At 71.9% G+C, this 26,951-nt stretch carries 24 protein-coding genes; 11 read left to right on the top strand and 13 right to left on the bottom strand.

Features of this window, described 5'->3' with window-relative positions; translation table 11 throughout:
• The first annotated feature begins 10 nt into the window (after positions 1 to 10).
• Entirely contained in the window at positions 11 to 1,267 is a 1,257-nt protein-coding gene (locus J2S55_RS01815) for an alpha/beta fold hydrolase (protein ID WP_306856798.1), read from the top strand.
• Positions 1,268 to 1,381: 114 nt separating this feature from the next.
• On the opposite strand, the gene J2S55_RS01820 is transcribed toward J2S55_RS01815, so the two are convergent.
• Positions 1,382 to 1,801: a hypothetical protein gene (locus tag J2S55_RS01820; RefSeq protein WP_306856800.1), complete on the bottom strand. Its 420-nt coding sequence runs from the start codon at positions 1,799 to 1,801 to the stop codon at positions 1,382 to 1,384.
• A gap of 334 nt (positions 1,802 to 2,135) precedes the next feature.
• Here J2S55_RS01820 and J2S55_RS01825 point away from each other — a divergent pair, with 334 nt between their 5' ends.
• Both J2S55_RS01825 and J2S55_RS01830 read left to right on the top strand, forming a co-directional pair.
• Positions 2,136 to 2,729 (top strand): MFS transporter, encoded by a 594-nt coding sequence (locus tag J2S55_RS01825; protein ID WP_306856801.1) that lies wholly within the window; start codon positions 2,136 to 2,138, stop codon positions 2,727 to 2,729.
• Between the two features lie 19 nt (positions 2,730 to 2,748).
• Entirely contained in the window at positions 2,749 to 3,369 is a 621-nt protein-coding gene (locus tag J2S55_RS01830) for a TetR/AcrR family transcriptional regulator (protein ID WP_306856802.1), read from the top strand.
• A gap of 42 nt (positions 3,370 to 3,411) precedes the next feature.
• Here J2S55_RS01830 and J2S55_RS01835 read toward each other — a convergent pair whose 3' ends face one another.
• The 10 genes from J2S55_RS01835 to J2S55_RS01880 all read right to left on the bottom strand — a co-directional run bounded on the left by J2S55_RS01835 (position 3,412) and on the right by J2S55_RS01880 (position 16,348).
• Positions 3,412 to 4,614, bottom strand: a complete 1,203-nt coding sequence (locus J2S55_RS01835; RefSeq protein ID WP_306856803.1) for an FAD-dependent monooxygenase — start codon at positions 4,612 to 4,614, stop codon at positions 3,412 to 3,414.
• A 46-nt stretch (positions 4,615 to 4,660) separates the two neighbouring features.
• Positions 4,661 to 7,882: an AfsR/SARP family transcriptional regulator gene (locus J2S55_RS01840; protein WP_306856804.1), complete on the bottom strand. Its 3,222-nt coding sequence runs from the start codon at positions 7,880 to 7,882 to the stop codon at positions 4,661 to 4,663.
• Positions 7,883 to 7,956: 74 nt separating this feature from the next.
• The gene (locus J2S55_RS01845) at positions 7,957 to 9,441 is read right to left on the bottom strand and encodes an ATP-binding protein (RefSeq protein ID WP_306856805.1); all 1,485 of its coding nucleotides are present in this window, start codon (positions 9,439 to 9,441) and stop codon (positions 7,957 to 7,959) included.
• Positions 9,438 to 11,102, bottom strand: a complete 1,665-nt coding sequence (locus J2S55_RS01850) for an NAD(P)/FAD-dependent oxidoreductase (protein WP_306856806.1) — start codon at positions 11,100 to 11,102, stop codon at positions 9,438 to 9,440. The genes J2S55_RS01845 and J2S55_RS01850 overlap by 4 nt, the downstream gene beginning before the upstream one ends.
• 63 nt (positions 11,103 to 11,165) lie before the next feature.
• Positions 11,166 to 12,032: a TrmB family transcriptional regulator gene (locus tag J2S55_RS01855; protein ID WP_306856807.1), complete on the bottom strand. Its 867-nt coding sequence runs from the start codon at positions 12,030 to 12,032 to the stop codon at positions 11,166 to 11,168.
• Between the two features lie 51 nt (positions 12,033 to 12,083).
• A complete protein-coding gene (locus tag J2S55_RS01860; protein WP_306856808.1) occupies positions 12,084 to 12,692 on the bottom strand; it encodes a TetR/AcrR family transcriptional regulator in 609 nt (202 codons plus the stop codon).
• A gap of 114 nt (positions 12,693 to 12,806) precedes the next feature.
• Complete coding sequence (gene glnII, locus J2S55_RS01865) at positions 12,807 to 13,820, bottom strand: glutamine synthetase (protein ID WP_306856810.1); 1,014 nt, start codon at positions 13,818 to 13,820, stop codon at positions 12,807 to 12,809.
• Between the two features lie 326 nt (positions 13,821 to 14,146).
• Entirely contained in the window at positions 14,147 to 14,788 is a 642-nt protein-coding gene (locus J2S55_RS01870; protein ID WP_306856812.1) for a MerR family transcriptional regulator, read from the bottom strand.
• A gap of 49 nt (positions 14,789 to 14,837) precedes the next feature.
• The gene (locus J2S55_RS01875) at positions 14,838 to 15,647 is read right to left on the bottom strand and encodes an SAM-dependent methyltransferase (protein ID WP_306856813.1); all 810 of its coding nucleotides are present in this window, start codon (positions 15,645 to 15,647) and stop codon (positions 14,838 to 14,840) included.
• A gap of 86 nt (positions 15,648 to 15,733) precedes the next feature.
• Positions 15,734 to 16,348 (bottom strand): HAD family hydrolase, encoded by a 615-nt coding sequence (locus J2S55_RS01880; protein WP_306856815.1) that lies wholly within the window; start codon positions 16,346 to 16,348, stop codon positions 15,734 to 15,736.
• A gap of 400 nt (positions 16,349 to 16,748) precedes the next feature.
• Between J2S55_RS01880 and J2S55_RS01885 the strand changes: the two genes are divergently transcribed.
• From J2S55_RS01885 to J2S55_RS01915, 7 genes are all read left to right on the top strand, one after another.
• Positions 16,749 to 17,831, top strand: a complete 1,083-nt coding sequence (locus tag J2S55_RS01885) for a thiolase C-terminal domain-containing protein (RefSeq protein ID WP_306856817.1) — start codon at positions 16,749 to 16,751, stop codon at positions 17,829 to 17,831.
• 212 nt (positions 17,832 to 18,043) lie between these two features.
• Positions 18,044 to 18,919, top strand: coding sequence for a MurR/RpiR family transcriptional regulator (locus J2S55_RS01890; RefSeq protein WP_306856818.1), 876 nt, complete (start codon positions 18,044 to 18,046; stop codon positions 18,917 to 18,919).
• 2 nt (positions 18,920 to 18,921) lie between these two features.
• Entirely contained in the window at positions 18,922 to 19,680 is a 759-nt protein-coding gene (locus J2S55_RS01895) for a sugar isomerase domain-containing protein (protein WP_306856819.1), read from the top strand.
• Positions 19,681 to 19,702: 22 nt separating this feature from the next.
• Positions 19,703 to 21,112: an N-acetylglucosamine/diacetylchitobiose ABC transporter substrate-binding protein gene (gene ngcE / locus J2S55_RS01900; RefSeq protein WP_306856820.1), complete on the top strand. Its 1,410-nt coding sequence runs from the start codon at positions 19,703 to 19,705 to the stop codon at positions 21,110 to 21,112.
• Between the two features lie 127 nt (positions 21,113 to 21,239).
• Complete coding sequence (locus tag J2S55_RS01905; RefSeq protein ID WP_306856821.1) at positions 21,240 to 22,142, top strand: carbohydrate ABC transporter permease; 903 nt, start codon at positions 21,240 to 21,242, stop codon at positions 22,140 to 22,142.
• Positions 22,143 to 22,153: 11 nt separating this feature from the next.
• A complete protein-coding gene (locus J2S55_RS01910; RefSeq protein WP_306856823.1) occupies positions 22,154 to 23,074 on the top strand; it encodes a carbohydrate ABC transporter permease in 921 nt (306 codons plus the stop codon).
• Positions 23,075 to 23,235: 161 nt separating this feature from the next.
• The gene (locus tag J2S55_RS01915; protein ID WP_306856824.1) at positions 23,236 to 24,108 is read left to right on the top strand and encodes a chitosanase; all 873 of its coding nucleotides are present in this window, start codon (positions 23,236 to 23,238) and stop codon (positions 24,106 to 24,108) included.
• Positions 24,109 to 24,159: 51 nt separating this feature from the next.
• On the opposite strand, the gene J2S55_RS01920 is transcribed toward J2S55_RS01915, so the two are convergent.
• Both J2S55_RS01920 and J2S55_RS01925 read right to left on the bottom strand, forming a co-directional pair.
• Complete coding sequence (locus J2S55_RS01920) at positions 24,160 to 24,843, bottom strand: DNA alkylation repair protein (RefSeq protein ID WP_306856826.1); 684 nt, start codon at positions 24,841 to 24,843, stop codon at positions 24,160 to 24,162.
• Between the two features lie 141 nt (positions 24,844 to 24,984).
• Positions 24,985 to 25,674 carry a TetR/AcrR family transcriptional regulator gene (locus tag J2S55_RS01925; RefSeq protein WP_306856828.1) on the bottom strand — a complete coding sequence of 230 codons (690 nt, stop codon included), beginning with the start codon at positions 25,672 to 25,674 and terminating at the stop codon, positions 24,985 to 24,987.
• A gap of 121 nt (positions 25,675 to 25,795) precedes the next feature.
• Here J2S55_RS01925 and J2S55_RS01930 point away from each other — a divergent pair, with 121 nt between their 5' ends.
• Entirely contained in the window at positions 25,796 to 26,947 is a 1,152-nt protein-coding gene (locus J2S55_RS01930) for an acetyl-CoA C-acetyltransferase (protein WP_306856829.1), read from the top strand.
• Positions 26,948 to 26,951 lie beyond the last annotated feature (4 nt).

Below are 26,951 nucleotides of genomic sequence, written 5' to 3' on the forward strand. Positions count from 1 at the left end.
CGTTCCCCGGGTGACTGTCCTTCTGCCCGGTGTGGCGCTCACCGACCACGTCTTCACCGTCCCCCTCGACCACGCCGACCCCGGCGGCCCCACGATCGAGGTCTTCGCCCGCGAGGCGGTGGACCCCGCCAAGCAGGACCAGGACCTGCCGTGGCTGGTCTTCCTGCAGGGCGGCCCCGGCGGCAGGTCGCCGAGGCCGACCGCGGCGGACGGCTGGCTGGGACACGCGCTGAAGACCCACCGGGTGCTCCTGCTCGACCAGCGGGGGACCGGCCGCAGCACCCCGGTCACCGCCGGGACGGTCACCGGGACCGACGCCGAGCTCGCCGCCCGGCTCCGGCACTTCCGCGCCGACGCCATCGTGGCCGACGCCGAGCTGATCCGGCGCCGGCTCTGCGGCGACCGGCCGTGGGAGACCCTCGGCCAGAGCTACGGCGGGTTCATCACGCTGACCTACCTCTCCCAGGCCCCCGAGGGCCTGCGGTCCTGCTACGTGACCGGCGGCCTGGCCGGGCTCGACGCCACCGCCGACGACGTCTACTCCCGCACCTACCCCCGGGTCCGCGACAAGGTGGACCGCTACTTCGCCCGCTACCCCGGCGACTCCGCTCGCCTGGACGCGATCGCCGGCCACCTGCGCCGCGAGGAGGTCCTGCTCCCCGACGGCGACGTGCTGACCGTGCGCCGCCTGCAGACCCTGGGACTGTGCCTGGGGATGAGCGACGGCGCCGAATACCTGCACTGGGTGCTGGAGGAGGCCTGGAACGGCGAGCGGCTCTCCGACCTGTTCCGCTACGAGGTCATGATGGCCACCGGCTTCGTCGGCAACCCGCTCTACGCGGTCCTGCACGAGTCGATCTACGCCCAGGGCGCCGCCACCGCCTGGGCGGCGCACCGGCTGCTGCCGGGGGAGTTCGGGGAGGAGGCCGAGCCGCTGCTGCCCACCGGGGAGATGATCTACCCCTGGATGTTCGACGAGATCGCCGCCCTCCGCCCGTTCAAGGGCGCCGCCGAGATCCTCGCCGCGGCCTCCGACTGGCCCGCCCTCTACGACCCGGTACGGCTGGCCGCCAACCAGGTCCCGGTGGCCGCCGCCGTCTACTACGACGACATGTACGTCGACGAGAGCCTGTCGACGCGGACCGCCCGCGCGGTCGGCAACGTGCGGACCTGGGTGACCAACGAGTGGGAGCACGACGGCGTCCGCGTCTCCGGCGGCCGGGTGCTGGCCCGCCTGATGGACATGCTCGACGGCGTCCACGGCTGAGGGCCCCGGGGGTGGGCCGGGTGCCGGGCCCGGCTCACCCGAGCGCCGCTTCCGGTCAGGTCCGGAGCGGCGGCGGTGGAGGACGGTCGCGATGCCGGTGGCGCGACCCCCGGTTCACAGCAGTTGCGCCTGGACGAATCCGGCCAGCAGGACGGTGACGCCGCCGATCTCGCCGACGATCAGCGCGGACATGAAGGCGGTCGTGCCGCGGACGGGATGGCGGAACTGGTTGTCGGTGTCCTGGCGCCGGCCGTGGTGGACGTAGGTCGCGATCGACGTGACGAAGAACAGGATCACGACGCCGGCCGCGACGAGATCCACCACCGGCGACCAGCCGCTCAGCTCGACGAACACCGCGACCAGCAGCGTCGCGAACGAATAGAGCAGCGCGGCCCGGTGCGCGATGTCCACGTAGGGGTGGGCCACGTGCTGTTCCGAGCGGACCATCTGCCGGTACTTCCAGACGCCCAGCACCAACGCCCCGAGGAAGATCAGCCCTGCTACCAGCAGAACGACGGTGGTGTCCGTGCCCAACGCCGGGTCGCTACGCACGGTCGGCCGCCGGGAACGGGATCGGCGCGTGGGGGGACCGGGCTCCCGCGGCATCCCCGCAGGTCTCGTGGGGCAGCGGTACTGGCGCCTCACCGCTTGTCGGTTCCCGGTCCGTTCCGTCGGCCTGTCGCCCGCCGGCCATCCGCCTCACCATGCCTTCCCATTGAAACCGAACATTGATGTTCGACTTATCGCGGACCCGACTGTACCTTAACCCGAACATTGATGTTCGATTTATGGGGGGCGATGAATCATCTCCCGCGCACCGGACGCCCCGGAGGCAGTCGACGGGCAGCGAACGGCCCGGCGTCGGTGGGTGCTGGTCCTGCTGTGCCCGGCCCAGTTCATGGTGGTTCTGGACGTGACGGTGGTGAACGTCGCGATCGCCGACCGGCTCGACCTGGACCGGACCGCGCTGACCTGGGTGATCACTGCTTACACGCTGTGCTTCGGTGGACTGATGCCGCTTGGCGGGCGGACGGCCGACGCGTTCGGCCGCAGGCATGTGTTCCTGGCCGGGCCGGCGGTGTTCACCCTCGCCTCGCTCGCCTCCGGGCCGGCCGATGACGCGACCTTGCTCGTGGCCGCGCGTGCCGCGCAGGGCGTCGGCGCGACGTTCGTCACCGCGACCACCACCGCGATGGCGCACGTCGATCCGCAGGACGCCGGTACGGCCTCCGCGCTGATCAGCACGGGGCACGGACTCGGCGCCACCCTGGGCATCGCGTCTGTATCCACCATCGCCTCCGCCGGCCTGAACACCGTGCCCGCGGGTCCGGCATCGATCACCGGATCCGGTGCGGGGTTCACCGCCGCGGCCGTGACAGCCGTGATCATTGCCGTGGTCGCCGGGTGGCTGATACCGGCGGGCCGCCCGCCCGCCACCGACGGCCCCGTGTCCGCCCACTGACCGCTTAGGCTGGGTCATCGTGGGGATCACGGACACGAGCCATCGACCAGACGGGGCCGTAGGGAAGCAGGGCGCGCCCAGGCGCCGCGCCGACGCCGAACGCAACATCACCGCCATCCTCGACGCCGCGCTCGTGTGCTTCACCGAGCAGCCCCAGGCCAGCATGGCGGCGATCGCCCGCACCGCCGGAGTCGGACGGGTCACCCTCTACACCCACTTCCCCTCACGGGAGGTGCTGCTGGAAGCCGTCCTCGACCACACCATCACCCAGGCCGGCGCCGCTATCGAGACCGCCGCCCCGGACGAGGGCCCCGCCGTCGACGCCCTCGGCAGGCTGCTGCGCATCTCCTGGCGCGTCCTCGACCGGCACCGCCGGCTGTTCGAGCTCGCCCAGCGCGAACTCGACCCCGCCGTGCTGCGCCGGCACCACGACCAGGCCATGGGCCATGTCGAGCAACTCCTCGTCCGCGGCCGGCAGGAGGGCGCCTTCCGCACCGACCTCCCCCTGAGTTGGCTGGTCACCACCGTCTACAGCTTGTTACACGCCGCCGCCGCCGACGTCACCGCAGGACACCTCAGCCAGGACACCGCCGCCGACGTGCTCGAAGCGACCCTGCTGCCCGCCTTGCGGTCTCCATGAGCGGCAGTCCGCCGAGTTGCGGCGGCTGACGAAGGACGCGGGTCAGCGCCCGTAGTCCTTCAGGGCGATGGCGCTCGCCGTCTTCCGGGCGCTCCTGGCGATCAGCCCCTTCCCCGGCAGGTAGGGCATGAGCTTGTAGTTCTGGTTGACGAACCAGGCCATGAACCGGCCTTCGGGGACCATCCACTTGCTCACGCCCTCGCCCGACTTCTGGCATCCCGCGACGTAGCCGCGCATGGCCTCCTCGTAGCCGGCGAAGCCCGCCCGGTGGTCGCCGCCGGCGGCCGCCAGCTCTCCGGCGAGGACGTAGGCCCCGACCATGGCCTGGCCGGTGCCCATGCCCGACAGCGGCGAGGCGCAGTAGCCGGCGTCCCCGAGCAGGACGGTCCGGCCCCGCGACCAGCGGTCCAGGCGGACCTGGCTGGTGGAGTCGAAGTAGAAGTCCGGCGCGTCGGCCATGGCCTCCAGCAGCCGGGGAGCCTCCCAGCCGATCCCGGCGAACGCCTCGGCGAGGATCTTCTTCTGCTGCCCGATGTCGTGGCGGTCGTAGCTCAGCGGCGGCGAGGCGAAGTAGAACAGGGCCCTGGCCTCGGTGTTGTGCCGGGCGCTGTACATCGACACGAGCCTGCCGGGGGTGTTGTAGATCAGCCCCGTGTGGTCCAGCTCCAGGTGGTTGGCGGTGGTGAAGATCGCGCAGTACAGGCCCAGCTCCCTCACATACCGCGACTCCGGCCCGAAGGCGAGCGTCCGGACCTTGGAGTGCAGCCCGTCGGCCCCCACCACCAGGTCGAACTCGCGGGGCGCGGCCCGCTCGAAGGTGACCTGGACGCCGCCGGGTCCGTCGGTCATGGAGGTGATCGAGTCGTCGAAGACGTATTCGGCGCGGTCCTGGGTGGCCTCGTGGAGGATGCGGGCCAGGTCGCCCCGGAGGATCTCGACGTCCCCGCTGAAGACGTCGGCGGGCATGCTGGCGATCTTCCTGCCCGCGCCGTTGACGTAGGACATCGCGCCCATGCCCGTCTGCGCCCGCTGGACGTCGTCCAGGATCCCCATCCGCCTCAGCACGGTGAGGTGCGCCTGGCCGCGGAAGTCGACCGCGTAGCCGCCGTCGCGCAGGGCGGGGGCCCGCTCCACCACCGTGGGGGTGAAGCCGTGGTGGCTCAGCCAGTAGGCCAGCGCCGGGCCGGCGACGCCAGCCCCGGAGATCAGGATGTTCTTGTTCTTGAGCCACGGTGCTGTGGTCATGCCCGAGAGCATGTCCGGAGGCGCTCACCGCCGGCTCACCACGTGCTCACCGGCGTTCACCGGCGTTCACCGGACCAGTGCCGGGGACCGCGCCGAGGCCGGCCATGGAGTTGATCGGTGACGCCTGGATGGCGGGCTCGGGCACGCCGGCCCGGCGGAGCGCGTCCTCCGGGGCCAGCCGCACGCCCCGGAGATGGGCGGCCCCGTAGGCATCCTCGCCCAGGGCGGCCCGCGCGGCGGCGGCCGTGCGCGAGACCTCGGGGCCGTCCTCGGTGATGATCCCCCGCAGGCCGGCGGCCGCGCCGAGCAGCAGGGCCGCCTCCGGCGCGTCGCCCTCCAGCAGCGCGATCCCCGCCAGTGCCTCCACCGCGCGGGCGCTCTCGATGATCGCCCCCGACCGCACCGCGACCTCGGCGGCCTGCCGGTGCAGCGACCGGGCCCCGTCCAGGTCGCCGGTGGCCTCGGCGACCCTCCCGAGCCCGAACAGGGCGCCCGTCCAGTTTCCCGCGCTCCGCACCCAGCGGGTCTCGAACCGCTCCAGCGCCTGCTCGTACAGCCGGCGCGCCCCGTCCAGGTCACCCTCCATCCGCGCGATGTCGCCGAGCCCGCGCAGCGCCCCGGCCAGATAGGTGGGACTGCCCACCCGGCGCGCGACCTCGGCCGCCCGCTCGTAGTCGGCGCGCGCCGCCGCGATGCCGGGACCCGCCGGATCCGGACCGCCCTGCCCGCTCCGTGCGGCGCGGACAAGGTAGTCGCCCCGGTTGCAGAGCAGGTCGGGGAGGTCCTCGACCGCGCCGAGCTGTTCGGTGAGGGCGAGGGCCTCCTCGATCAGGACGATCGCCCTCGCGGTGTCGCCGCACATGGCCGCCAGGCCGGCCAGCGCGTCCAGGGCCAGCGCCGTCCCCCACCGGTCGCCGAGCGCGCGGAACCCGTCGGCGGCCAGCGCGAACTCGTGCTCGGCCTGCCCCGGATCCCCGGCGGCGAGCTGCGGATATCCCCACAGGAGGTGGACGATGGCCCGCTCCCACGGGTCGGGCCCGGTCCGGCTGCGGTCGATCACCGACAGCGCGACCCGGGGATCCCCCGCACCCGCGTTGATCATCAGCCAGAGGAAGGTGAGGATCGGGTGGCGGTGCGGGCGGTCCAGGGCGACGACGATCGACTCCGCCGTCCGCCGGTGGTGCTCCCACGCCTCCTGGCCGGTCTCGCCCGCCGCCGCGGCCAGGACGCACAGGATGTATTCGTCCTCAAGCCCCGGGGGCGGGCCGTCGCCGATCACGTCCAGCAGCGCGACCGCCTGCGCCGTCGCCGAGGCGCGCATGCCGCGCATCCACAGGTAGGACGACAGGGAGGCCAGCAGCCGCAGCGCGAACTCGACCTCCCGGGTCTCCACGGCCCAGCGCAGCGCGGCCTGGAGGTTCTCGTGCTCGGCGGTCAGGATCCCCAGCCACTCCAGCTGCCCGGCGCGGCGCAGGTGGGGGTCGGCGGTCCGGGCCAGCTCCAGGAAGTGCTCCGCGTGCGCGCGCCGCAGCGCGGCGGTCTCGCCGGCCGCGCCCAGCCGCTCGGCGCAGAAGGCGCGGACCGTCTCCAGCATGCGGTAGCGGCCGCCACTGACCTCCAGCAGCGACTTGTCGGCGAGGGAGTCCAGCACGTCCTCGGCGCCGGGCGCCCCGCACACCCGCGCCACCGCCTCGGCGGCCGCGCCGCCGGAGAAGACCGTCAGGCGCCTGGCCACCGTCTGCTCGGCCTCCGACAGCAGGTCCCAGCTCCACGCCACGACCGCGCGCAACGTCTGGTGCCTGGCCTCGGCCGTACGGCTGCCCCGCGACAGCAGGCGGAAGCGGTCGTCCAGGCGGGAGGCGAGCTCCGCGAGGTCGTGCGTGCGCATTCTCGCCGCCGCGAGCTCGATGGCCAGCGGCAGGCCGTCGAGCGCCTGGCAGATCCGCCGCACGGCCCCGGCGGCGGCCTCGTCCATGACGAAGCCCGGCCGTACGGCGCTCGCCCGGTCGGCGAAGAGCCGGGCGGCCGGGGCCGGGCGGAGCGGGCGGACCGGCCACAGGTGCTCGCCGGTGATGGCGAGCGGCTCCCGGCTCGTGGCCAGGACGCGCAGCTCCGGGCAGCCCGCGAGCAGCCGCCCGGCCAGTGCCGCGACCGCCTCCACGAGGTGCTCGCAGTTGTCGAGGACGAGCAGCAGCGGCCGGTCGGCCAGCGCCGCGATCAGCCGGGAGACGGGCGCCGTCTCGGCCGGTCCGGTCAGGCGCCCGCTGTCGCGCAGGCCGAGCGCGCCGAGCACGGCCTGCGCCGGGTCCTGCCCGTCGCGCAGCGGCGCGAGCTCGACGAGGCACACGTCGGGCCGGCGGGCGGCGACCTCGATCGACAGCCGGGTCTTGCCCGCGCCGCCCGGGCCGAGCAGGGTGACCAGGCGTGCGGTGCCGAGCAGTTCGGTGACCCTGGCCACGTCCTCGGCGCGGCCGACGAAGCTCGTCAGCTGCGCCGGGAGCGTGCCGGAGGCGGGCCCGGGAGCCACGGGCGGCCCCTCGCCCCGCAGCAGCGCCCGGTGGAGCGCGGCGAGCCCGGCCGAGGGGTCCGCGCCGAGCTCCTCGGCCAGGATCCGCCGTGCCTCCTCGAAGGCGGCCAGGGCCTCGGCCTGCCTGCCGCCGGCCTGCAGCGCGCGCATGAGGAGGCCGTGCAGCCTCTCCCGGAGGGGGTGGCGGCCGATCAGCTCCCGCAGCTCGGGCACGACGGCCCGGTGCCCGCCCCGCCGGAGATCCGCCTCGATCCGGTCCTCCAGGGCCTCGACCCGCAGCTCCTCCAGCCGCAGGATCCGCGTCTGGACGGAGCCGGCGTCCGCGGCGTCGGCGAGCGCGGGGCCCCGCCACAGGTCGAGGGCCGCCCGCAGGCGCGTGGCCGCCCGCTCCGGGTCCCCGTCCTCCAGCGCCCGCCGTCCCTCCTCCGCCAGCCGCTCGAAGCGGTGGGCGTCGACGTCGTCCGGGTCGACCGCGAGCCGGTAGCCCGCGCGGACGGGTTCGATCGCGGCCTCCCGCCCCAGGTCCCGGCGTAGCCGGGACACCTGCGACTGCAGCGCGTGGCCCGCCCCGCCCGGCGGCCGCGCCCCGTAGAGGTCGTCGACCAGGCTGTCGGCCGTCACCACCTCACCGGGGCGGGCGAGCAGCAGGGCCAGCAGCGCGCGGCGGGTCGGCCCGCCGACGGGCACCTCGCTCCCGTCGTCCCCCCATGCCCGCGTGGTGCCCAGGATCCCGAATCGCATGGGGACGATTGTCTACCTCCCGCCAGGCAGGCGGGAGCGGGGGCCGGGGGAGCCGGGCGCGTGACGCGGCCCGCTCAGGGGGCGGGGAGCTCGGTCAGCGGCAGCCGTACCTGGAAACGGGTGTCGCCGGGCACCGACTCCACGCGCAGGTCGCCGCCGTGCCGGCCGGCGACGATGCGGAAGGAGATGTCCAGGCCCAGCCCGGTGCCCTCCCCGACGGCCTTGGTGGTGAAGAACGGCTCGAAGATCCGCTCCCGCAGCTCCTCGGGGACCCCGGGGCCGGTGTCGCAGATCTCGATCAGGGCGGTGGTGTCGTGTTCCAGGCGGGTGCGGACGGTCAGCGTGCCGCTGCCGGCCATCGCGTCCAGCGCGTTGTGGATCAGGTTGGTCCACACCTGGTTGAGCTCTCCGGCGTAGCCGGGCAGCGGCGGCAGTCCGGGGTCGTAGTCGGTGGCCAGGCTGATCCCGGGCGGGATCTTGCCCCGGAACATGGTGAGCGTGCTGTCCAGCAGTTCCCGGACGTCCACCGTCTGGTAGGGCGCGCGGTCCATCTGGGAGTACTGCTTGGCGGAGGCGAGCAGCGAGGAGATCCGCTCGGTCGCGTCGGTCACCTCGTTCAGCATCTGGTTGATCTCGATGGCCTCGGCGAGCCAGTGCATCGCCCCGGACAGGTGCTCGTCGCCGACCGCGCCGCGGACCTTCTCCAGCCCGCCGGGGCCGAAGCCGGCGGCCACCAGCGGCGGCGCGAGCTCCCAGCCGTCGTCCACCCCGGCCTCCTCCAGCGCGTCGCCCAGCTCTTCCTCGGCGTCGGAGATCTCCAGCGGGGAGCGGGCGGGCGGGCTCCCGGCCCTGTCGGTGCAGCTCTCCTGCATGTCGATCAGCCCGCGCAGCCGGTCGGCCGAGATGCCCGCCTCGGTCAGCCCGGCGAGCTGCCGCCGCGACAGCCGGATCTTGCCCCGCAGCTCGCCCACGGCCCGCACGGCCGCCGCCGCCGGGTTGTTGAGCTCGTGGGTGAGCCCGGCGGTGATGGTGCCGAGCGCGGTCAGCCGCTGCCGCCGGTCGATGATCTCCCGCTGGGCGAGCCCGCCGAGGCGCACCCCGTCGAGCAGGTGGACCGCCATCGGGAACCACTCGCCGATCATCAGGCCGTACTTCTTGGCCGGGAGCGCGAAGATCCGTGAGGGCTTGGTCGCGCGCAGCGAGTGGGAGTAGGTGGCCGGGGCGCGGTCGCCCAGGTAGGCGGAGGTCGCTCCGGCGTAGACCCCGGGCTGCGAGGTGGGGGTCATGGTGACCACCCCGGCGGGGGTCTCGGTGGACATGACGATCTCGCCGTCGATGAGCACCAGGAAGCACTCGGCCGGGTCGCCCTGCCGGATGATCGGCTCGCCCGCGCCGAACTCGCGCTCCTCGCCGTGGGAGGCCAGCCACTCCAGCTTCTCGTCGTCGAGCTTCTCGAAGAGGAACAGTCCACGGAGGACGTCCGTGCTGATCATCTGGCCTCCTTCGTCGCCCATGGTCCAGTCGCAGCCCACGATGGGGCGCTCGGCCCGTCCGGTCATGCCTTCTCCAGGTAACGGTGGACGAGCGCCACGGCCATCGCCCCCTCGCCGACCGCGGAGGCGACCCGCTTGATCGAGTCGGCGCGGACGTCTCCGGCGGCGAAGACCCCGGGCACGTTGGTCTCCAGGTGGTACGGCTCGCGCCGGAGCGGCCAGTTGCGGGGACGGCTCTCGGCGGAGGTCAGGTCGGGCCCGGTCAGGACGAAGCCCTTGGCGTCACGCTCGATCGTGTCGCCGAGCCAGTCGGTGAGCGGCTCGGCGCCGATGAAGACGAACAGCCACTCGGCCCCGACCGTCCGCTCGCCGTCCGGGCCCTTCAGCGTGAGCCGCTCCAGATGGTCGTCGCCCTCCGCGCCCACCACCTCGGTCTCGGTGTGCACCTCGATGTTGGAGATGTTCGAGATCTGCTCGATCAGGTAGTGCGACATGGACTTCTCCAGCCCGTCGCTCCGGACGATCAGGTGGACCTTGCTGGCGTATCCCGACAGGTAGACCGCGCCCTGCCCGGCAGAGTTGGCCGCGCCGACGATGTAGACCTCGCGATCCCTGCACTCGGGCGCCTCGGTCACGGCCGCGCCGTAGTAGGTGCCCCGGCCCACGAAGTCGTCCAGGCCCGGGGCCGCCAGCCGCCGGTAGGAGACGCCGGTGGCCAGGATCACGGTGTGCGCGGCGATGCTGCTGCCGTCGGCGAAGCCGACCACCCGGGCCTGGCCCTTGACCTCCAGGCTGGTGACGGTGCGGGCGGTGAGCAGCTCCGCGCCGAACTTCAGCGCCTGGCGGCGGGCGCGGTCGGCGAGCTGGGAGCCGGAGACGCCGTCGGGGAAGCCCAGGTAGTTCTCGATGCGGGAGCTCTGACCGGCCTGCCCGCCGGAGGCGTGCTGCTCGACCATCACGGTGCGCAGCCCCTCCGAGGCCCCGTAGACGGCCGCGCCCAGCCCGCCGGGGCCGCCGCCGATGACGATCAGGTCGTAGAAGTCGGTGGCCGGGGCGGTGGACAGACCCACCGCCCCGGCCAGCTCGGCGGTGGTGGGGGCGGTGAGCGTGGTGCCGTCGGAGGTGATGACCAGCGGCAGCTTGGCCGGGCTGATCTCGCACTCCTCGCCGGCGGCGGCCAGCAGCTGCGCGCCCTCGGGGTCGTCGGCCAGCACCCAGCGGTAGGGCACCTGGTTGCGGGACAGGAAGTCGCGGATCTTGTAGGAGCGGGCCGACCAGCGGGCGCCCACCACCCGCAGCTCGTCGGACTCGCGCCGCTCGGCCCGGTGCCAGGCCTCGAGCAGGGCGTCGAGGACCGGGTAGAACTTCTCCTCCGGCGGGTCCCACGGCTTGAGCATGTAGTGGTCGAGATCCACCACGTTGATCGCCTGGATCGCCGCGTCGGTGTCGGCGTAGGCGGTCAGCAGCACCCGGCGGGCGTACGGATACAGGTCCATGGCCTGCTCCAGGAACTCCACGCCGTTCATCTGGGGCATCCGGTAGTCGGCGAGGATCGCCGCGACGTCGTCGCCGCGCAGCCGGAGCTCGCGGACGCTCTCCATCCCGGCGACCGCGGTGTCGGCCCGGACGATGCGGTAGGAATGGCCGTAACGGCGTCGCAGGTCGCGTGCCACGGAACGCGAGACGCCCGGATCGTCATCGACCGTCATGATGACCGGCTTATCCATGACCTGCCTTCCCCGGAAAATTACGACAACTTACCTCGAAGGATGTCACATCCCCCCAAGGGATCACCTCGGCGGGAGCTCGGGGGCGGGGCATCCGGCGGCGCGGAGCAGGGCGGCCGGGCGCCCTCGGCCGGCGCGCAGCCGCGTGAACTCCGGGTCGCTGGTCCAGAACTCGCGCAGCGACTCGTGCCCGACCCGGTCGGCGATGATCTGCAGGGCGATGTCGTGCCTGATGTATTCCACCGCCATCAGGACCACGGCGGGGTCCTCGGTGTAGACGCCCCAGGCCGAGCCGTCGATGAACCCGCCGACCAGGGCCTCGCGGCGGTCGCCGGCGACGACCAGGAGGCGGCAGCCCAGGCTCTCCATGATCACCTCGGGGGAGGAGAACCGGTGCTCGTACAGGTGCCCGACCGCCTCCTCGGCGGGGCCGAAATGCATCACCGAGGCGTCGACGCCACGCTCGACCGCCCGCCTGACCAGCGGGGAGAGCCGCTTCATCTCCTCCGGCCAGATCGACAGGAACAGGTCGGTGCGTGCGGCGGCCAGCACGTCCTCGGCCCGGGCGAGCAGCGCCTCGGCGTCCTTGAGGTTGTGGATGAGGTGGGCCTCGGGTGGCGCCACGATCGTGGGTAGCGCGGCCTGCAGCGACTCGATCGAGTCGTCGAACTCCCGGCGCATGCGTTCCAGCAGCGACCGGGGCGGCAGCGGCAGGTAGTCGGTGGCGTCCTCGGCCCCGCGTACCTCGTAGGCCGCGCCCTTGGCCACCAGCTTGCCCAGCGTCTCGTAGACCGTGCTGCGCGGCACGCCGGACCGCTTGGCCACCTCGTAACCGTTGAGCGGCTGCCCGGAGCCGACCAGCGTCACGTAGGCCTTGGCCTCGTAACCCGACATGCCCAGGCGCTGCAACTGTTCCACTACGTCCCGCATCGCAGTCATGGTACGGCGCGCGGTGGTAGTTTCGCGTGGCCCTAAAGCGCCTTATTCGACGGTATTTATCGTCGCGGGGCTCAGGGCCTTGAGGGCGAGTTCGAGGACGGTGTCGGCGTACTCGTGCGTCAGGGGGTTGGTGCGCAGCACCCAGCGGTGGTAGATCGGCGCGTACAGCAGCTCCACGGCGACGCCGAGGTCCACTCCCTCGGCCACCTGTCCGGCCCGCTGCCCGGCGCGCAGCCGGTCTTTGGTGACCTCCAGGAGCGGTCCCAGGACCCGTCCGGTGATCTGGGTGTTCAGCGTGGGATCGGTCAGCGACTCGACGGCCAGCGCCCGGGTGATCGTGTCGATCTTGGGGTCGTTGTACTCGTCGACGATGGCCCGCAGCACGCCCCGCAGATCGGCCCGGATGTCACCGGTGTCGGGCAGGGCGATGGCGCCCTCCTCGTCCTCGCTGAGGGCGAGCACCGCGTCCACGAGCACCGCGCCCTTGGACGGCCACCAGCGGTAGATCGTCTGCTTGCCCACGCCCGCGCGGGCCGCGATCGCCTCGACGGTCAGCTTGGCGTAGCCGACCTCGGCGACCAGGTCGAGTGCGGCGTTCAGGATGGCCCGGCGCGACTGCTCGCTGCGGCGGGACGGGTTGGGTGTCTTCATCCGGCCGAATATACCAAAGGCGAGTCGAAACGTATCGTCTTGTCGTAGGGGCAGCGGAACGGCGGGCCGCGACCACCCCCGGCAGGGTGGTCGCGGCCCGCCGCGCGTGCCCGGTCAGACCTGGCCGGCCTTCTCCAGGGCGGAGCAGCAGGTGTCCACGATGAGGCGGGTCACCAGGTAGGGGTCGACGTTGGCGTTGGGGCGACGGTCCTCGATGTAGCCCTTCTTGTCCACCTCGACCTGCCACGGGATGCGGACCGAGGCGCCGCGGTCGGAGACGCCGTAGCTGAACTTGTTCCACGGGGCGGTCTCGTGGTGACCGGTGAGACGCTCCTCGATGCCGGCGCCGTAGTGCTTGACGTGCTCCTCGGCGTTGACGGCGAGCGCCTCGCAGGCGGTGATGATCGGGTCGTAGCCCTCGCGCATCGCCTTGGTGGAGAAGTTGGTGTGCGCGCCCGCGCCGTTCCAGTCGCCCTTCACCGGCTTGGCGTCGAGCGTGGCGGCGATGTTGAAGTCCTCGGCGACGCGGTAGAGCAGCCACCGGGCGATCCACAGGTGGTCGGAGACCTCCACCGGGCCCGCCGGGCCGACCTGGAACTCCCACTGGCCGGGCATGACCTCGGCGTTGATGCCGGAGATCGCCAGACCGGCCTCAAGGCAGAGGTCGAGGTGCTTCTCGACGACATCGCGGCCGAAGACCTCGTCGGCGCCGACGCCGCAGTAGTAACCACCCTGCGGGGCGGGGAAGCCGCCGATCGGGAAGCCGAGCGGGCGGCCCTCCTTGAAGAAGGTGTACTCCTGCTCGATGCCGAACCACGACTCCTGGTCGGCGAACCTCTCGGCCACCGCGACGGCGGCGGCGCGGGTGTTGCTGGAGTGCGGGGTCATGTCGGTGTCGAGGACCTCGCAGAGCACCAGCACGTTGCTGCCGCCGCGGATCGGGTCCGGACAGGTGAACACCGGCTTGAGCACCCGGTCGGAGGAACCGCCGTTGGCCTGGTTGGTGCTGGACCCGTCGAAGCCCCAGATCGGGAGCTCGGCGCCGTCGGCCAGGATCCTGGTCTTCGAACGGAGCTTGGCGGTCGGCTCGGTGCCGTCGATCCAGATGTATTCAGCCTTGAAGGTCATCAGCGGAGTCCTTGAGGAGAAAGTGGGCTGCTGCTCCCAAAGAGTTGCAAGTCGCGATTTCGCATCTGTTGCCCGAATGTGAACAGGATGTTACTCAAGCCCGTTCGGCCAGGCAGATAGCCTGCGGAAAGTTTGCACAGGGCGATTCCAGGGCTGTGAGCTGCGAGTCTGTGCTCTCCGTCACTGTTACGCCGGCCCTCCGAGGTGCTCTCCGTCACTGTGATGTCAGCTCTCCGAAGCGCTCTCCGTCGCCGTGATGTCAGCTCTCCGAGAGGCTCTCCTTCTGTGGGCGTCACTCCTCCGAGGCGCTCTCCGGCACTGTGACGTCACTCCTCCGAGACGCCGAAGAAACGTGCCGAGATGGACTCGTGGGCGAGGCGGCGCATGACGTCGAGGACCCTGCCGTGCACGACGGTCCCGACGACCAGGGCCTCGACCGCGGCCTCGCGGGGGCCGTCGAGAGGGATGGTGCCGATCTCGTGCTCGACGACGAGGTTGACGGCGGCCTCGGCGTAGGGGCGCAGGGCCTCACCGGTGGCGGGCATGCCGAGCTGGTCGAGGGTGAGGATGGCCTGGGCGAGCTCGACGCGGGTGGGGGCCTCGGGGTGGACCCGCCAGCCGAGGTCGGTGATCAGGCGGTCGGCCTCGGCGCGGGCGCGCCGCCAGTCCTCGTCCTCCTGGTGGGACTCGACCGCGGGGGCGATGGCGTAGTGGGCGGTGCCGAGCACCTCGTGCATGCCCAGGCTCTCGTCCTCCACGGCGGCGATCACCTTGCGGATGGCCGCGATGGGCAGCCGCCCGACCTCCAGCAGCGCGCGGATCAGCCGTAGCCGGCGGAGATGGCTCTCGCCGTACTCCGCCCTGGTCGCCGCGGTCTGCTCGCCCGGAGGGAGCAGACCCTCGCGCAGGTAGTACTTGATCGTGGGGATGGGGACGCCCGACGCGGCGCTGAGCTGGGATATCCGCATTATTGGATAGTACAGCTAACCAATGCGGGGTCTCGCCCGCCGGTGCCGGTCAGGGCACCCTGGCGACCGCGCCGAGGATGCTGGGCCGGCTGAAGTCGACGGTGACGTCCTCGTCGAACTCCGGGCGCCAGGCCTCGACGGGGACGACGCCGGGAGGCAGCACGTCCAGACCGTCCAGGTAGGCGGCGAGCTCGGCGGGGCCGCGTGAGGTGATCGACCCGGCGGTGGTGGAGCCGTAGACGTCGTCCGCCCTGGCGCGCGTCTCCGCGCCGGTCCGGCCGGCGTAGGCGTGGGAGAGCACCAGGTGGCTGCCGGGGGACAGCACCTCCCGCACCGAGGCGATGATCTGGTCGGCGACGGCGTCGTCCGGGACGAAGTGCAGCATCGCCAGCAGGATCACGGCCACCGGCTCGTCGAAGTCGATGCTCGCGCGCACCTCGGGGTGGTCGAGCAGGGCCTTCGGCTCGCGCATGTCCGCCTGGATCACGGTGGTGTGGGGGTTGTCGCTCAGCAGGGCCCGGCCGTGGGCCAGGACGATCGGGTCGTTGTCCACGTAGGTCACCCGGGCGTCGGGGATGATCCGGTGCACCACCTGGTGGACGTTCTCCTGGGTGGGCAGCCCGGAGCCGATGTCGAGGAACTGGCGGACCCCCCGGGCGGCGAGCTCGCTCACCGCCCGGCGGAGGAAGGCGCGGTTGGCCTGGGCCATCTCCCGGACGCCCGGGACGATCTCGATGAACTTCTCGGCCGCCGCGCGGTCGGAGGCGAAGTTGTCCTTGCCGCCGAGGTAGTAGTCGTACATGCGGGCCACGCTCGGGATTGTGGGATCGATCCCCTGCGGCGCCTGTTCCCCGGCCATCACGATCTCCTCAGCCCCGACCGCGCCTCGATCGGACGAGGCTCACCGGAGATTTTAGACGATCTTCGACTGCGCTTGACGGTCGCTCATGTTCCGTCCCGCGTTCCGTCCTGGAGCGAGGGGCGGACGTCGATGACCGCCATCCCCGCGGCGAGCGCGGCGGCCACCCCCTCGTCGGTGTCCTCGTAGGCGACGCAGGCGTGCGGGGCGACGTCCAGGAGCCGGGCCGCCAGCAGGTAGACGTCGGGGGCGGGCTTGCCGTAGCGGACGTCGTCCCTGGTCACCACGGCGTCGAAGAGCGGGCGCAGGCCGGTGGCGCGCAGGGTCTCCTCCACCGCGTGGCGGGCCCCTCCGGAGGCGACCGCCATCGGCACCCGGCCCCGGTGCGCCTCGGCGACCGCGGCGACCGGCCGGTGGGGGGTGACGGTGTGGATCAGCCACTGGTAGGCGTCGAGCGCCGCCGCCCGGACCGCCGGGTAGTCCAGCTCCGCGCCGGTCTCGGTCTCCAGCTCGGCCAGCAGGCGGTCGCCGGACAGGCCGGTGCGGGCCCGGTACCATGCCGGGTCGAGCTCCACCTCCCAGTCCGCCAGGGCCGCGCGCCAGGCGGTCTCGTTGGCGGAGGCGGTGTCGACGAGGGTGCCGTCGCAGTCGAAGACGAGGGCGGCGTACGGCATGGTGGGGCGGAGTCGTTGGTCGAGCATGATCGCCTAACGCGTAGGTGTGGATCTTCGGGCAAGACTACCGCGCGTTATACCGAGCAAGCGCTTGCCTAAGTAGCGCGCGCGGGCTAGCGTGACGGGCGATGGCCGCGGTCCGAGGCGGCCGGGTGGCGGGGACCGTCCGGGCCCGCCGCCCCGTCGAGGTGACCGGGCCGCCGCGCGGCGTCCCCGGGGCCGGGTGGGAGCCCTTCTCGGGGGCGGGCGGGAGCCCCCTCGGGAGGGCGCCGCCGCCCCGTGCGGTGCCCCGCGGCCTGCGGACGTCGCTCGCCGGAGCGGATCGCGCCCCGCCCCGGCGAGCGACCCGGGCCCTCGGGAGCCAGGTGTCCCGGACCCCCGGGAGCCAGGTGTCCCGGACCCTCAGGAGCCGGAGGAGAGGCGTCGGATGAGAGGCAGGGCGGCCGTCGCCGGGATCGGGATGACGGCCCTGACGCGGGAGTCGGGCAGGACCGAGCTGGAGCTCGCGGTCGAGGCGTCCCGGCTCGCGCTGGCCGACGCCCGCATGGAGGCCGGACAGATCGACGCGGTCCTCAGCTATCACCTGAACGACTCCGCCCCGGTCGTCCAGGTCGCCGGGGCGCTGCGGATCGAGAAACTGGGCTGGCACAACGACATCGCCGGCGGCGGCACCCAGGCGGCCTCCATCCTGGCCGAGGCGGCGATGCCGATCGCCTGCGGCCTCGCGCGCAACGTGCTGGTCTACCGGGCGTTGAACGGCCGCTCCGGCAAGCGCATGAACACCGTCTCCACCGGCCCCCAGGAGCGCTTCACCATCCCCTACGGCATGGCCGGGCCGCTCCCGATGTTCGCCCTGGCCGCCCAGCGCTACCTGTACGAGACCTCCCTCACCGAGGAGCACCTGCACGCCGTCGTCGCCCAGTCCCGCGACAACGCCGCGGCCAACCCCCGGGCGCTGCGCCGGGACCCGCTGTCCCTGGAGGACTATCTGGCCCGGCCGTACGTCTGCTCGCCGCTGCGGACCGTGGACTGCTGCCAGGAGACCGACGGCGCCTGCGCGCTGGTGATCCGCGACGCACGGCTCGCGCCCGACGCCCCCCGTGTCCACAGCGTGGTCAGGGGAGGCGGTCCCGGCTGCTCGTCCATGGACCGCTCGCCCGACGTCAGCGCGGTCTTCTCCGCCCATGTCGCCCCGATGCTGTGGGAGGTCTCGGGCATGCGGCCGGCGGACGTCGACGTGGCGCTGCTCTACGACGCCTACTCCTGGCTGGTGCCCCGGCAGCTGGAGGACTTCGGCCTCGCCGGCCGGGCCGAGCTGGGGGAGTTCCTGCTCCGGCGCGGCCACGCCATGGTCAACCCGCACGGCGGCCTGCTGTCGGAGGGCTACGTCCACGGGCTCAACAACGTGGCCCAGGCCGTACGGGAGCTCAGGGCGGGCCGGGAGACGGCGCTGGTGACCGGGTTCGGCGGCAGCTACGGCAGCGCCGCGCTGCTGGTCCGGCCCGGCTGAGCCCGGCCGGACGCGCGATCGCCCGGGTGTTCCGGCCCCTGTCCGACGACGACCGAGAGCTGCTGCCGCCGACGCCGCCGGAGCGGTCCGGGGCGTAGCGGGAGCGGTCCGGGACGCAGCCGGAACGGTCCAGGGCGCCCGCTCCCCGAAGGGTCTTGACGCGGACCGTGCTTGAGAATAATTTTCACCCCATCACTGAGCGGGTGAAAGGAATGCCTGTGGCGGTAGGGGCTCTCGGACGCATCCAGACCGAGACGTCCGCGCTGCCCGAGGCCCTTCGCCGGGTCGGCGAGGCCATCTTGGCCGACCCGGCCGGAGCGGCCCGGTCCACGATCCTCGCGCTCGCCGAGCGGAGCGGCAGCTCGCCCGCCACCGTCACACGGTTCTGCCGGGTGTTCGGCTTCACCGGATACGCCGGGCTCCGGGTCGCGCTGGCCACCGAGACCGGCCGCGCCGCGCAGGCCAACTGGGACGCCAACGTGGGCCGCGAGATCGGCCCGACCGACGCGCTCGACACGGCGATCGGCGTGATGGCCGCCGCCGACTCCCGGCTCATCCAGGAGACCGCGGCCCAGCTCGACGCGGGCACCGTCGCCAAGATCGCCGACGCGATCGTCGCCGCCCGGCGGGTGCTGGTCTTCGGGGTCTCCATCAGCGGCGGGACGGCCGCCATGATCGGCGGACGGCTCCGCAGGATCCGGGTGCCCTGCTGGAGCCACGCCGACGCCCACGAGGCGCTCGCCGACGCGGCGCTGCTGGCCGAGGGCGACGTCGCCATCGGGATCTCCCACCAGGGCCGCACCCGCGAGGTGCTGGAGTCGCTCGCCGAGGCCGGCGACCGGGGCGCGCTGACCGTCGCCGTCACCTCCTTCGCCCGCTCCCCGCTGGCCGAGCTGGCCGACCTGGTGCTGACCACCGCGAGCCGGGAGACCACCTTCAGGCTGGGCGGCCTGGCCGCCGTCCACTCCCAGCTCTTCGTCCTCGACGCCGTCTACGTCGCGGTCGCGCAGCGCACCTACGAGCGGACCAGCGAGGCGTTCGAGCGGACGGTCCGCGCACTTGAGAGCCACCGCGTGGAGAGGAGTTGACCGTGGATATCGGCGCCGCCGACTACGTCCATGAAGTGAGGGCCCTGACGGACGAGGTCTCCCAGACGCAGAGAGACGGGGTCAGGCTGGCGGCCGGCCTGATCATCGGGTCGCTGCTCGACGGCGGGGTGGTGCAGGCCTTCGGCTCCGGCCACTCCGAGGCGATCGCCATGGAGATCGCCGGCCGCGCGGGCGGGCTGGTCCCCACCAACCGGCTCGCGCTGCGCGACGTCGTGCTGTACGGCGGGGCCCCGGTGGAGGTGCTCCTGGGCGCCCCCTCGGAGCTGGAGCGCGACCCGGCGATCGCCCGGCGGCTCTACGACCTGGCCCCCGTCCAGCCGCAGGACGTGTTCGTGCTGATCTCCAGCTCCGGGGTGAACGGCTCGGTGGTGGAGCTGGCCTCCATCGTCAAGGAAAGGGGGCACGGCCTGATCGCCCTGACCTCCGTCCAGCACAGCACCGCGATGGTCTCCCGCCATCCCTCGGGCCGCAAGCTCCTCGACCTCGCCGACGTGGTGCTCGACAACGGGGCCCCGTACGGCGACGCGATCATGCCGCTGCCGGACGGCGGCGCGTTCGGCGCGGTCTCCACGATCACCTCGGCGCTGCTGGCACAGATGGTCGTGGCCGAGGTGGTGCGCGGCCTGATCGAGGCCGGCCAGACCCCGCCGGTCTACCGCTCGGTCAACACCGTCGGCGGCGACGAGCACAACCGGGATCTTGAGAACCGCTATGCCGGAAGGATCCGGCGAGGTGCCTGATCACCCCCCTGCAGGAGGAAGCATGACCAACCTGTCCCGGCGTGAGCTTCTGCGCAGCGCGGCCCTGGCGGGGATCGCCCTGCCGGTGCTGTCGGCGTGCGCCAGTCCCGCGGGCCCCGGCGGCGCCTCACCGGCGGCGCCGGCCGCCGGGGCCACCAGCGCGGCCAACCCGCTCGGCCTCGTCGAGACCAGCCCCCTGGAGGTCTGGATCTTCGACGGCGGCCTGGGCGACGCCTACGCCACGGACGTCCACGAGCCGCTGGTCAAGGGCAAGTTCCCCAAGCTGGAGATCAAACACAACACGACCAAGGAGATCGCCAAGACCCTCCAGCCACGCTTCGCCGGCGGCAACCCGCCGGAGCTCGTCAACAACTCGGGCGCCAACGCGATGGACTTCGGGGCCCTGGTCCAGGACGGCCAGCTCGCCGACCTCACGCCCCTGTACGACGCGCCGAGCTGGGACGACCCCGCCGTCAAGGTGCGCGACACGATCGACCCGGCCGCGATCGAGCTGGGCAGCTACGACGGCAAGCCGTACGTCCTGAACTACGCCAGCACCGTCTGGGGCATCTGGTACTCGCAGAAGCTCTTCGAGGCCGAGGGCTGGCAGCCGCCCAAGACGTGGGCGGAGTTCCTGCGGCTCTGCGAGACCATCAAGAAGTCCGGCAAGATGGCGCCGTTCACCTACGCGGGCAAGCACCCCTTCTACATCTACGAGACCATCCTCACCCTCGCCGCGAAGATCGGCGGCAAGGACGTGCTGAAGAACATCGACAACCTGGAGGACGGCGCCTGGCAGGTCGAGCCGGTCAAGCAGGCCGCGACCGCCTTCGCCGAGATCGGCGCCAAATACCTCCTCCAGGGCACCGCCGGCCTGGACCACGTCCAGACCCAGACCGCCCACAACAAGGGCCAGGTCGCCATGCTGCCCTGCGGCTCCTGGCTGGAGAACGAGCAGAAGGACTCCACCCCGGCCGACTTCGGCTACGCGATGTTCACGCTGCCGGACTTCGGCTCCTCCGACGCCCTGCCGTACGGCACGCTGCACGCCCGGCCGGGTGAGGAGTTCATCGTCCCGGCCAAGTCGGCCAATCCCCGGGCGGGCCTGGAGTACATGCGGGCGATGCTCTCCAAGGAGGGCGCCGGCAAGTTCATGGAGATGGTCTCCACGCTGACCGTCGTCAAGGGCGCGAGCGAGGGGCGCACGCTCAAGCCGGGCCTGAAGAGCGCCTCGACCGCCCTGGCCGCGGCGGGCGACAACGCCGTCTGGTTCCTGTTCCGCAAGTGGTACGTGGAGATGCACGACGAGGTGGCCGCGGCGACCGGGCAGTTCATGAACGGCAAGCTGACCGTCGACCAGTGGATCGAACGGGCGCAGAAGAAGGCCGACTCGATCAAGAACGACTCCTCGGTGAAGAAGTTCAAGAGGTAAGAGGTGGCGGTGGCGTACGACGGCGGTGGCGGGCGGCCCGCGGGAGGCGGGCCGCCGGTGAGAGGCGGACGGCGGTCCGTCCGGGGCGGGCGGTCCGCGCGGCGAGCAGGGGAACGGTAGGCGGGCGATGAACTACGGCAGGACGCGGTTCGTCACCGGGTTTCTCGCGATCCCGGTGGCGCTCTATGTGATCTACGTGATCGCCCCCTACGCGCAGGCCTTCTACATCGCGTTCACCAACTGGCGCGGGGTGAGCGCGGATCCGCAGTTCGTGGGCCTGGAGAACTTCCGGAGACTCCTGGACGACGACGTCTTCTGGAAGGCGGTGGGGCACAACCTCATCCTGCTGATCCTGATGCCGGTGCTGACCATCGGGATCGCGCTCCTGTTCGCCTTCCTGCTCAACAGCGGAGGGCGGGGCGGCACCGGCGGCGTCTGGGGGTCGAAGTTCTACCGGGTGGTGTTCTTCTTCCCCCAGGTGCTGGCCGTCGTCGTGGTCGCGGTCCTGTTCCAGCAGGTCTTCCGGCCCGACCGGAGCGGGATGCTCAACGCGCCGCTGATCGCCCTCGGGTTCGAGCCGGTCGGCTTCCTGTCCGACACCGACGTCGCGCTCTGGGCGCTGCTGGGCGTGCTGGTCTGGCAGGCGGTCGGCTTCTACGTGGTGCTCTTCTCGGCGGGCATCTCCTCCATCCCGCGTGACATGTTCGAGGCGGCGTCGATCGACGGCGCCGGGGGAGCGCAGCTGTTCTTCCGGATCACGCTGCCCCTGCTCTGGGACACCATCCAGGTGGGCTGGGTCTACCTCGGCATCGCCGCGCTCGACGTCTTCGCCGTCGTGTGGGTGATGACGGCCGAACACGGCGGGCCCGACTCCTCCACGACCGTGATGGCGGCGGAGATCTACCGCAACGCCTTCCAGTACTTCAGGTTCGGCTACGCCTCCGCGATGGGCGTGGTGCTGTTCTTCTTCACCATCGGGTTCGCGGCGCTGGCCCTGCGCCTGTCGCGGCGTGAGCGGATCGAGTTCTAGTGGCAGACGCGATGACTCCCACGGCAGAGACGATGATCTCCCGGAGCCGGGCCTACGCCCGGCAGGAGCGCAGGAGGCGCCTGGGCCCCCTGTCGGCCCTGACGCACGTCGCGCTGCTGGTGTGGACGGTCCTGGTGGTGGTGCCGATCCTGTGGACGTTCCTGGCGTCGGTGAAGAGCGAGGACGAGATCTTCGGCGACGCCTGGTCGCTGCCGGTCTCCCTCCGCCTCGACAACTGGGCGCGGGCCTGGGAGCAGGCGCACGTGGGCCAGTACATGATCAACAGCATCGTCGTCGTGGGGGCCGGCACCTTCGGCACGATGCTGTTCGGCTCGATGGCCGCTTACGTGCTCGCCCGCTACCGCTTCCGCGGCAACCGGGCGATCTACCTGCTGTTCGTCTCCGGCCTGGCCTTCCCGGTCTACCTGGCGCTGACCCCGCTGTTCTTCGTCGTGCAGAACATGGGCGCGGTCCCGGTGATCGGCCGGTTCATCGGCCTCAACTCCCACGGCGGGCTGGTGCTGGTCTACATCGCCTACTCGCTGCCGTTCACCGTGTTCTTCCTCGCGGCGTTCTTCAGGACGCTGCCCGGGGCGGTGGCCGAGGCGGCCTTCGTGGACGGGGCCTCGCACACCCGGGTGTTCTTCCAGATCATGCTCCCGATGGCCAGGCCGGGCATCATCAGCGTGACCATCTTCAACGTGCTCGGCCAGTGGAACCAGTACCAGCTGCCGCTGGTGCTGCTGCCCGCCGACAAGGAGAAGTGGGTGCTCACGCAGGGCATCGCCGACATCTCCACCGCCGCCGGCTACGACGCGGACTGGTCGGCCCTGTTCGCCGCGCTCAGCATGGCCATCCTCCCCATGCTGATCGTCTATACGATCTTCCAGAGCCAGATCCAGAAGGGCCTGACGGCGGGGGCGCTCAAGTAGCCCGTTAACCTCCGCTTAAGAAGATCCTATTCTGCGATTAAGGGGATACGGGTTGACGGGTGGGGCATATCGGCGGTTAAGTTCGTTAGGAAACTTTCCTAACGAGCGGGCGAAGACTCCTCGCCTCCGGTCGTTCCTCCACCGTCCCCCTGGAGAGACACGTGCCCATCTCGTCAGATCCGCGCTCCGGCCGCCGGATGCTGCGGCTCCTGCTCACCACGGCCGTGGTCGCCGCCCCGGTCCTGTCCGTCCACGCGGGTCCCGCGCACGCCGCCGGGCCGGCACCGCGCCTGTCGGTGTCCTCGCCGGAGCCGGCGGCCGCCGGGGTCGACCTCACCGACCCGCGCAAGAAGGACATCGCCATGCAGCTCGTCTCCAGCGCGGAGAACTCCTCCCTCAACTGGAAGGCGCAGTACAAGTACATCGAGGACATCGACGACGAGCGCGGCTACACCGCCGGGATCATCGGCTTCTGCTCCGGCACCGGCGACATGCTCGACCTCGTCGAGCTCTACGCCGAGCGCAAGCCCGGGAACGTGCTCGCCAAATACCTGCCCGCCCTGCGCAAGGTCAACGGCACCGACTCCCACAAGGGCCTCGACCCGAACTACCCCAAGGACTGGGCCACCGCGGCCAAGGACACGGCCTTCCAGCAGGCGCAGAACGACGAGCGTGACCGGGTCTACTTCAACCCGGCGGTCCAGCAGGCCAAGCAGGACGGCCTGCGCGCCCTCGGGCAGTTCGCCTACTACGACGCCATCGTCATGCACGGCGACGGGGGCGACCCGGAGAGCTTCAGCGCGATCCGCAGGAACGCCCTCAAGAAGGCCAAGCCGCCCGCGCAGGGCGGCGACGAGGTCAAATACCTGCACGCCTTCCTCGACGCCCGCAAGGTGGCCATGAAGGCCGAGGAGGCGCACGAGGACACCAGCCGGGTCGACACCGCGCAGCGGGTCTTCCTCAACAAGGGCAACCTCGACCTGAACACCCCGCTGTCCTGGAAGGTCTACGGCGACCCCTACACGATCAAGTGACCGGCCCCGGCGGGCGGGCCCGGCCCGTCCGCCGGTCAGGCGCCGGCGGGGTCACCGGGCCGGGAGGTTCTTCAGGGCCTCGCGGCGGCTCAGGCCGGTGATGCCCATGTGGTCGACGTAGCGGACGACCTCGTCGGGGTCGATCTTGGCGTATTCGCGCAGGGCCCAGCCGATCGCCTTACGGGCGAAGAAGTCGATGTCGGACAGGCTCGGCGCGATGCAGGCGTAGAGCAGGCCGGTGTCGGTGGCGGACCTGAACCTGTTCTGGCAGAGGATGGCCGTGCGGCGCTTCCACAGGTCGTCGCCGTGCGCCCACTCCAGCATGAGCGGGCGCATCGTGTCGGGGAAGGCCGACAGCAGGCCGCCGACGCGGTGGACGGCCAGCTCGTCGACGTAGTCCCACCAGGCTCCGGTGACGATCATCTCTTCGTACATGGGGAGCGCGTAAAGGGTCTGGAACCTCCGGTACGGCCGGTGTCCGGTCAGCTCGATCGCCGCGTAGCGCTCCTCGCGGTATTCGGCGTCCCGCCACAGCGACAGGACCGTCCTGCGCCATTCGGGCGCGCTCTCGATCGGATGCTCGGCGAAGACCCTCCGCAGCGCCGTACGGCGAGGCCCGGCCTGGACGCCGAGGAAGGGTATCTCCGACTTCATGTAGGCCCGCATCGCCGGCGCCTTGGCCGGGTCGGCCACCTCGGTGAACGCGCGCCGCACCGCCTCGTGCAGGGTGTCCATGCCCGCTCGCCACTCCTCGTCCGCACCGTGGGCGGCCCGTCCCGCGCCGGCCGCCGCGCTCGTCGGGCGGGCTCCGCCCGCGCTGTCATGCCCGCCCGTCACTCTCCGTCCGCACCGCCCGCCGCCGCCCGGCCGGGCGCGTCACGCGCTGTGGCTGCTCCGCTCGCCGGTCGCCAGGCCGTCGAACAGGACCGTGATGTAGTGCTCGGCGAGGCCGGTGGTGTTGAGGCGGCCTCCGGGGCGGAACCAGCGGACCGCCACCCAGATGGTGTCGCGGATCATGCGGTAGGTGAGCTTGGGGTCCACGTCGGCGCGGAACTGGCCGACGGCCTGGCCGCGCTTGATCTGCTCCACCCACATGCGCTCGACCTCGTCCTCGGCCTTGACCAGGTAGTCGAACCGGTCGCCGGGCAGGGAGCGCAGATAGTTCCAGTCGTTCTGCATGACGGTGATCGCCGCGCGGTGCGGTTCGAGGGTGCTGAACCCGATGCGCACCATCTCTGACAGGATTGCGCGGGGCTCGCCCTCCTGCTCCAGGGCCGCGCGGTAGCGGCCGACGAGGTCGTCGAGGAAGGTGGTCAGCACCTCGTCGACGATCGTCTCCTTGGAGTCGAAGTGGTGGTAGAGGCTCCCGGACAGGATGCCCGCCTCCTCCGCGATCTCGCGGACGGTGGTCGCCTGGAAGCCCTTGCGGGCGAAAAGCTCGGCGGCGAGCTTGACGAGGTGGTCGCGGCGTTCGGAGGCGGAGCCGGATGAGGCCGCGCGCTTCGTCGTGCCCTGGCGCTTGACTGGGGTGGTGGTCGCGCCGCCGGAGTTCTTTCGCGTGTTCACACCTCCATTATGAGCCCTTGCGCAATCGCTTGTTCACCTGAACGCGCCAGCTCATCCAGGTCTTTGTATGTGACCAAGCGCTTGCTACCCTTGTCGTCTGCGGACAACGAAGGGACACGCAATGGCTGAGGCGTACATCGTCGGCGCGGTCCGGACCCCCGTGGGTCGCAGGAACGGCGGCCTGGCCGGCGCCCACCCCGCCGATCTGGGCGCCCACGTGCTCGGGGAGCTCGTCCGGCGCACCGGGGTGGACCCCTCGGCCGTGGACGACGTCGTTTTCGGCTGCGTGGACACCGTCGGCCCGCAGGCCGGGGACATCGCCCGCACCTGCTGGCTGGCCGCCGGGCTGCCGCAGGAGGTGCCCGGCGTCACGGTCGACCGCCAGTGCGGCTCCTCCCAGCAGGCGGTCCACTTCGCCGCCCAGGCCGTGCTGTCGGGCACCTGCGACCTGGTCGTGGCCGGCGGCGTACAGAACATGAGCCGCGTCCCGATCGGCTACGCCATGACCGCCGGGCAGGCCCTCGGCTCCGACAGCCCGTTCGCGGGCTCCAAGGGCTGGTGGTCCCGGTACGGCGGGCAGGAGGTGTCGCAGTTCCGCGGCGCCGAGATGATCGCCTCCCGGTGGGAGGTGTCGCGGCTCGACATGGAGGAGTTCGCCTACGAGTCCCACCGGCGGGCGCTGCGCGCCGTCGACGAGGGCCGGTTCGCCGCCGAGATCGCCCCGTACGAGGGTGTAGCCGTCGACGAGGGCCCCCGCCGCGACACCACGCTGGAGAAGATGGCCGCGCTCAAGCCCCTGGTCGAGGGCGGGCGCCTCACCGCCGCGGTCTCCTCCCAGATCTCCGACGGCGCCGCCGCCCTGCTCGTCGCCTCCGAGGAGGCGGTCCGGGTCCACGGCCTGATCCCGCGCGCCCGCGTCCACCACCTGTCCGTCCGCGGCGACGATCCGATCATGATGCTCTCCGCGCCGATCCCCGCCACCGCGCACGCGCTGCGCAGGACGGGCATGTCGATCGGCGACATCGACGCCGTCGAGATCAACGAGGCGTTCGCCTCCGTCGTGCTGGCCTGGCTGAAGGAGACCGGCGCCGACCCCGCCAGGGTCAACCCCAACGGCGGCGCCATCGCGCTCGGCCACCCGCTCGGCGCGACCGGCGCCCGGCTGATGACCTCTCTCCTGCACGAGCTGGAGCGGACCGGCGGCAGGTACGGCCTGCAGACGATGTGCGAGGGTGGCGGCCAGGCCAACGTGACGATCATCGAACGGCTCTGAGAGA

It is taken from the genome of Streptosporangium brasiliense, from assembly GCF_030811595.1.
Lineage (GTDB): Bacteria > Actinomycetota > Actinomycetes > Streptosporangiales > Streptosporangiaceae > Streptosporangium > Streptosporangium brasiliense.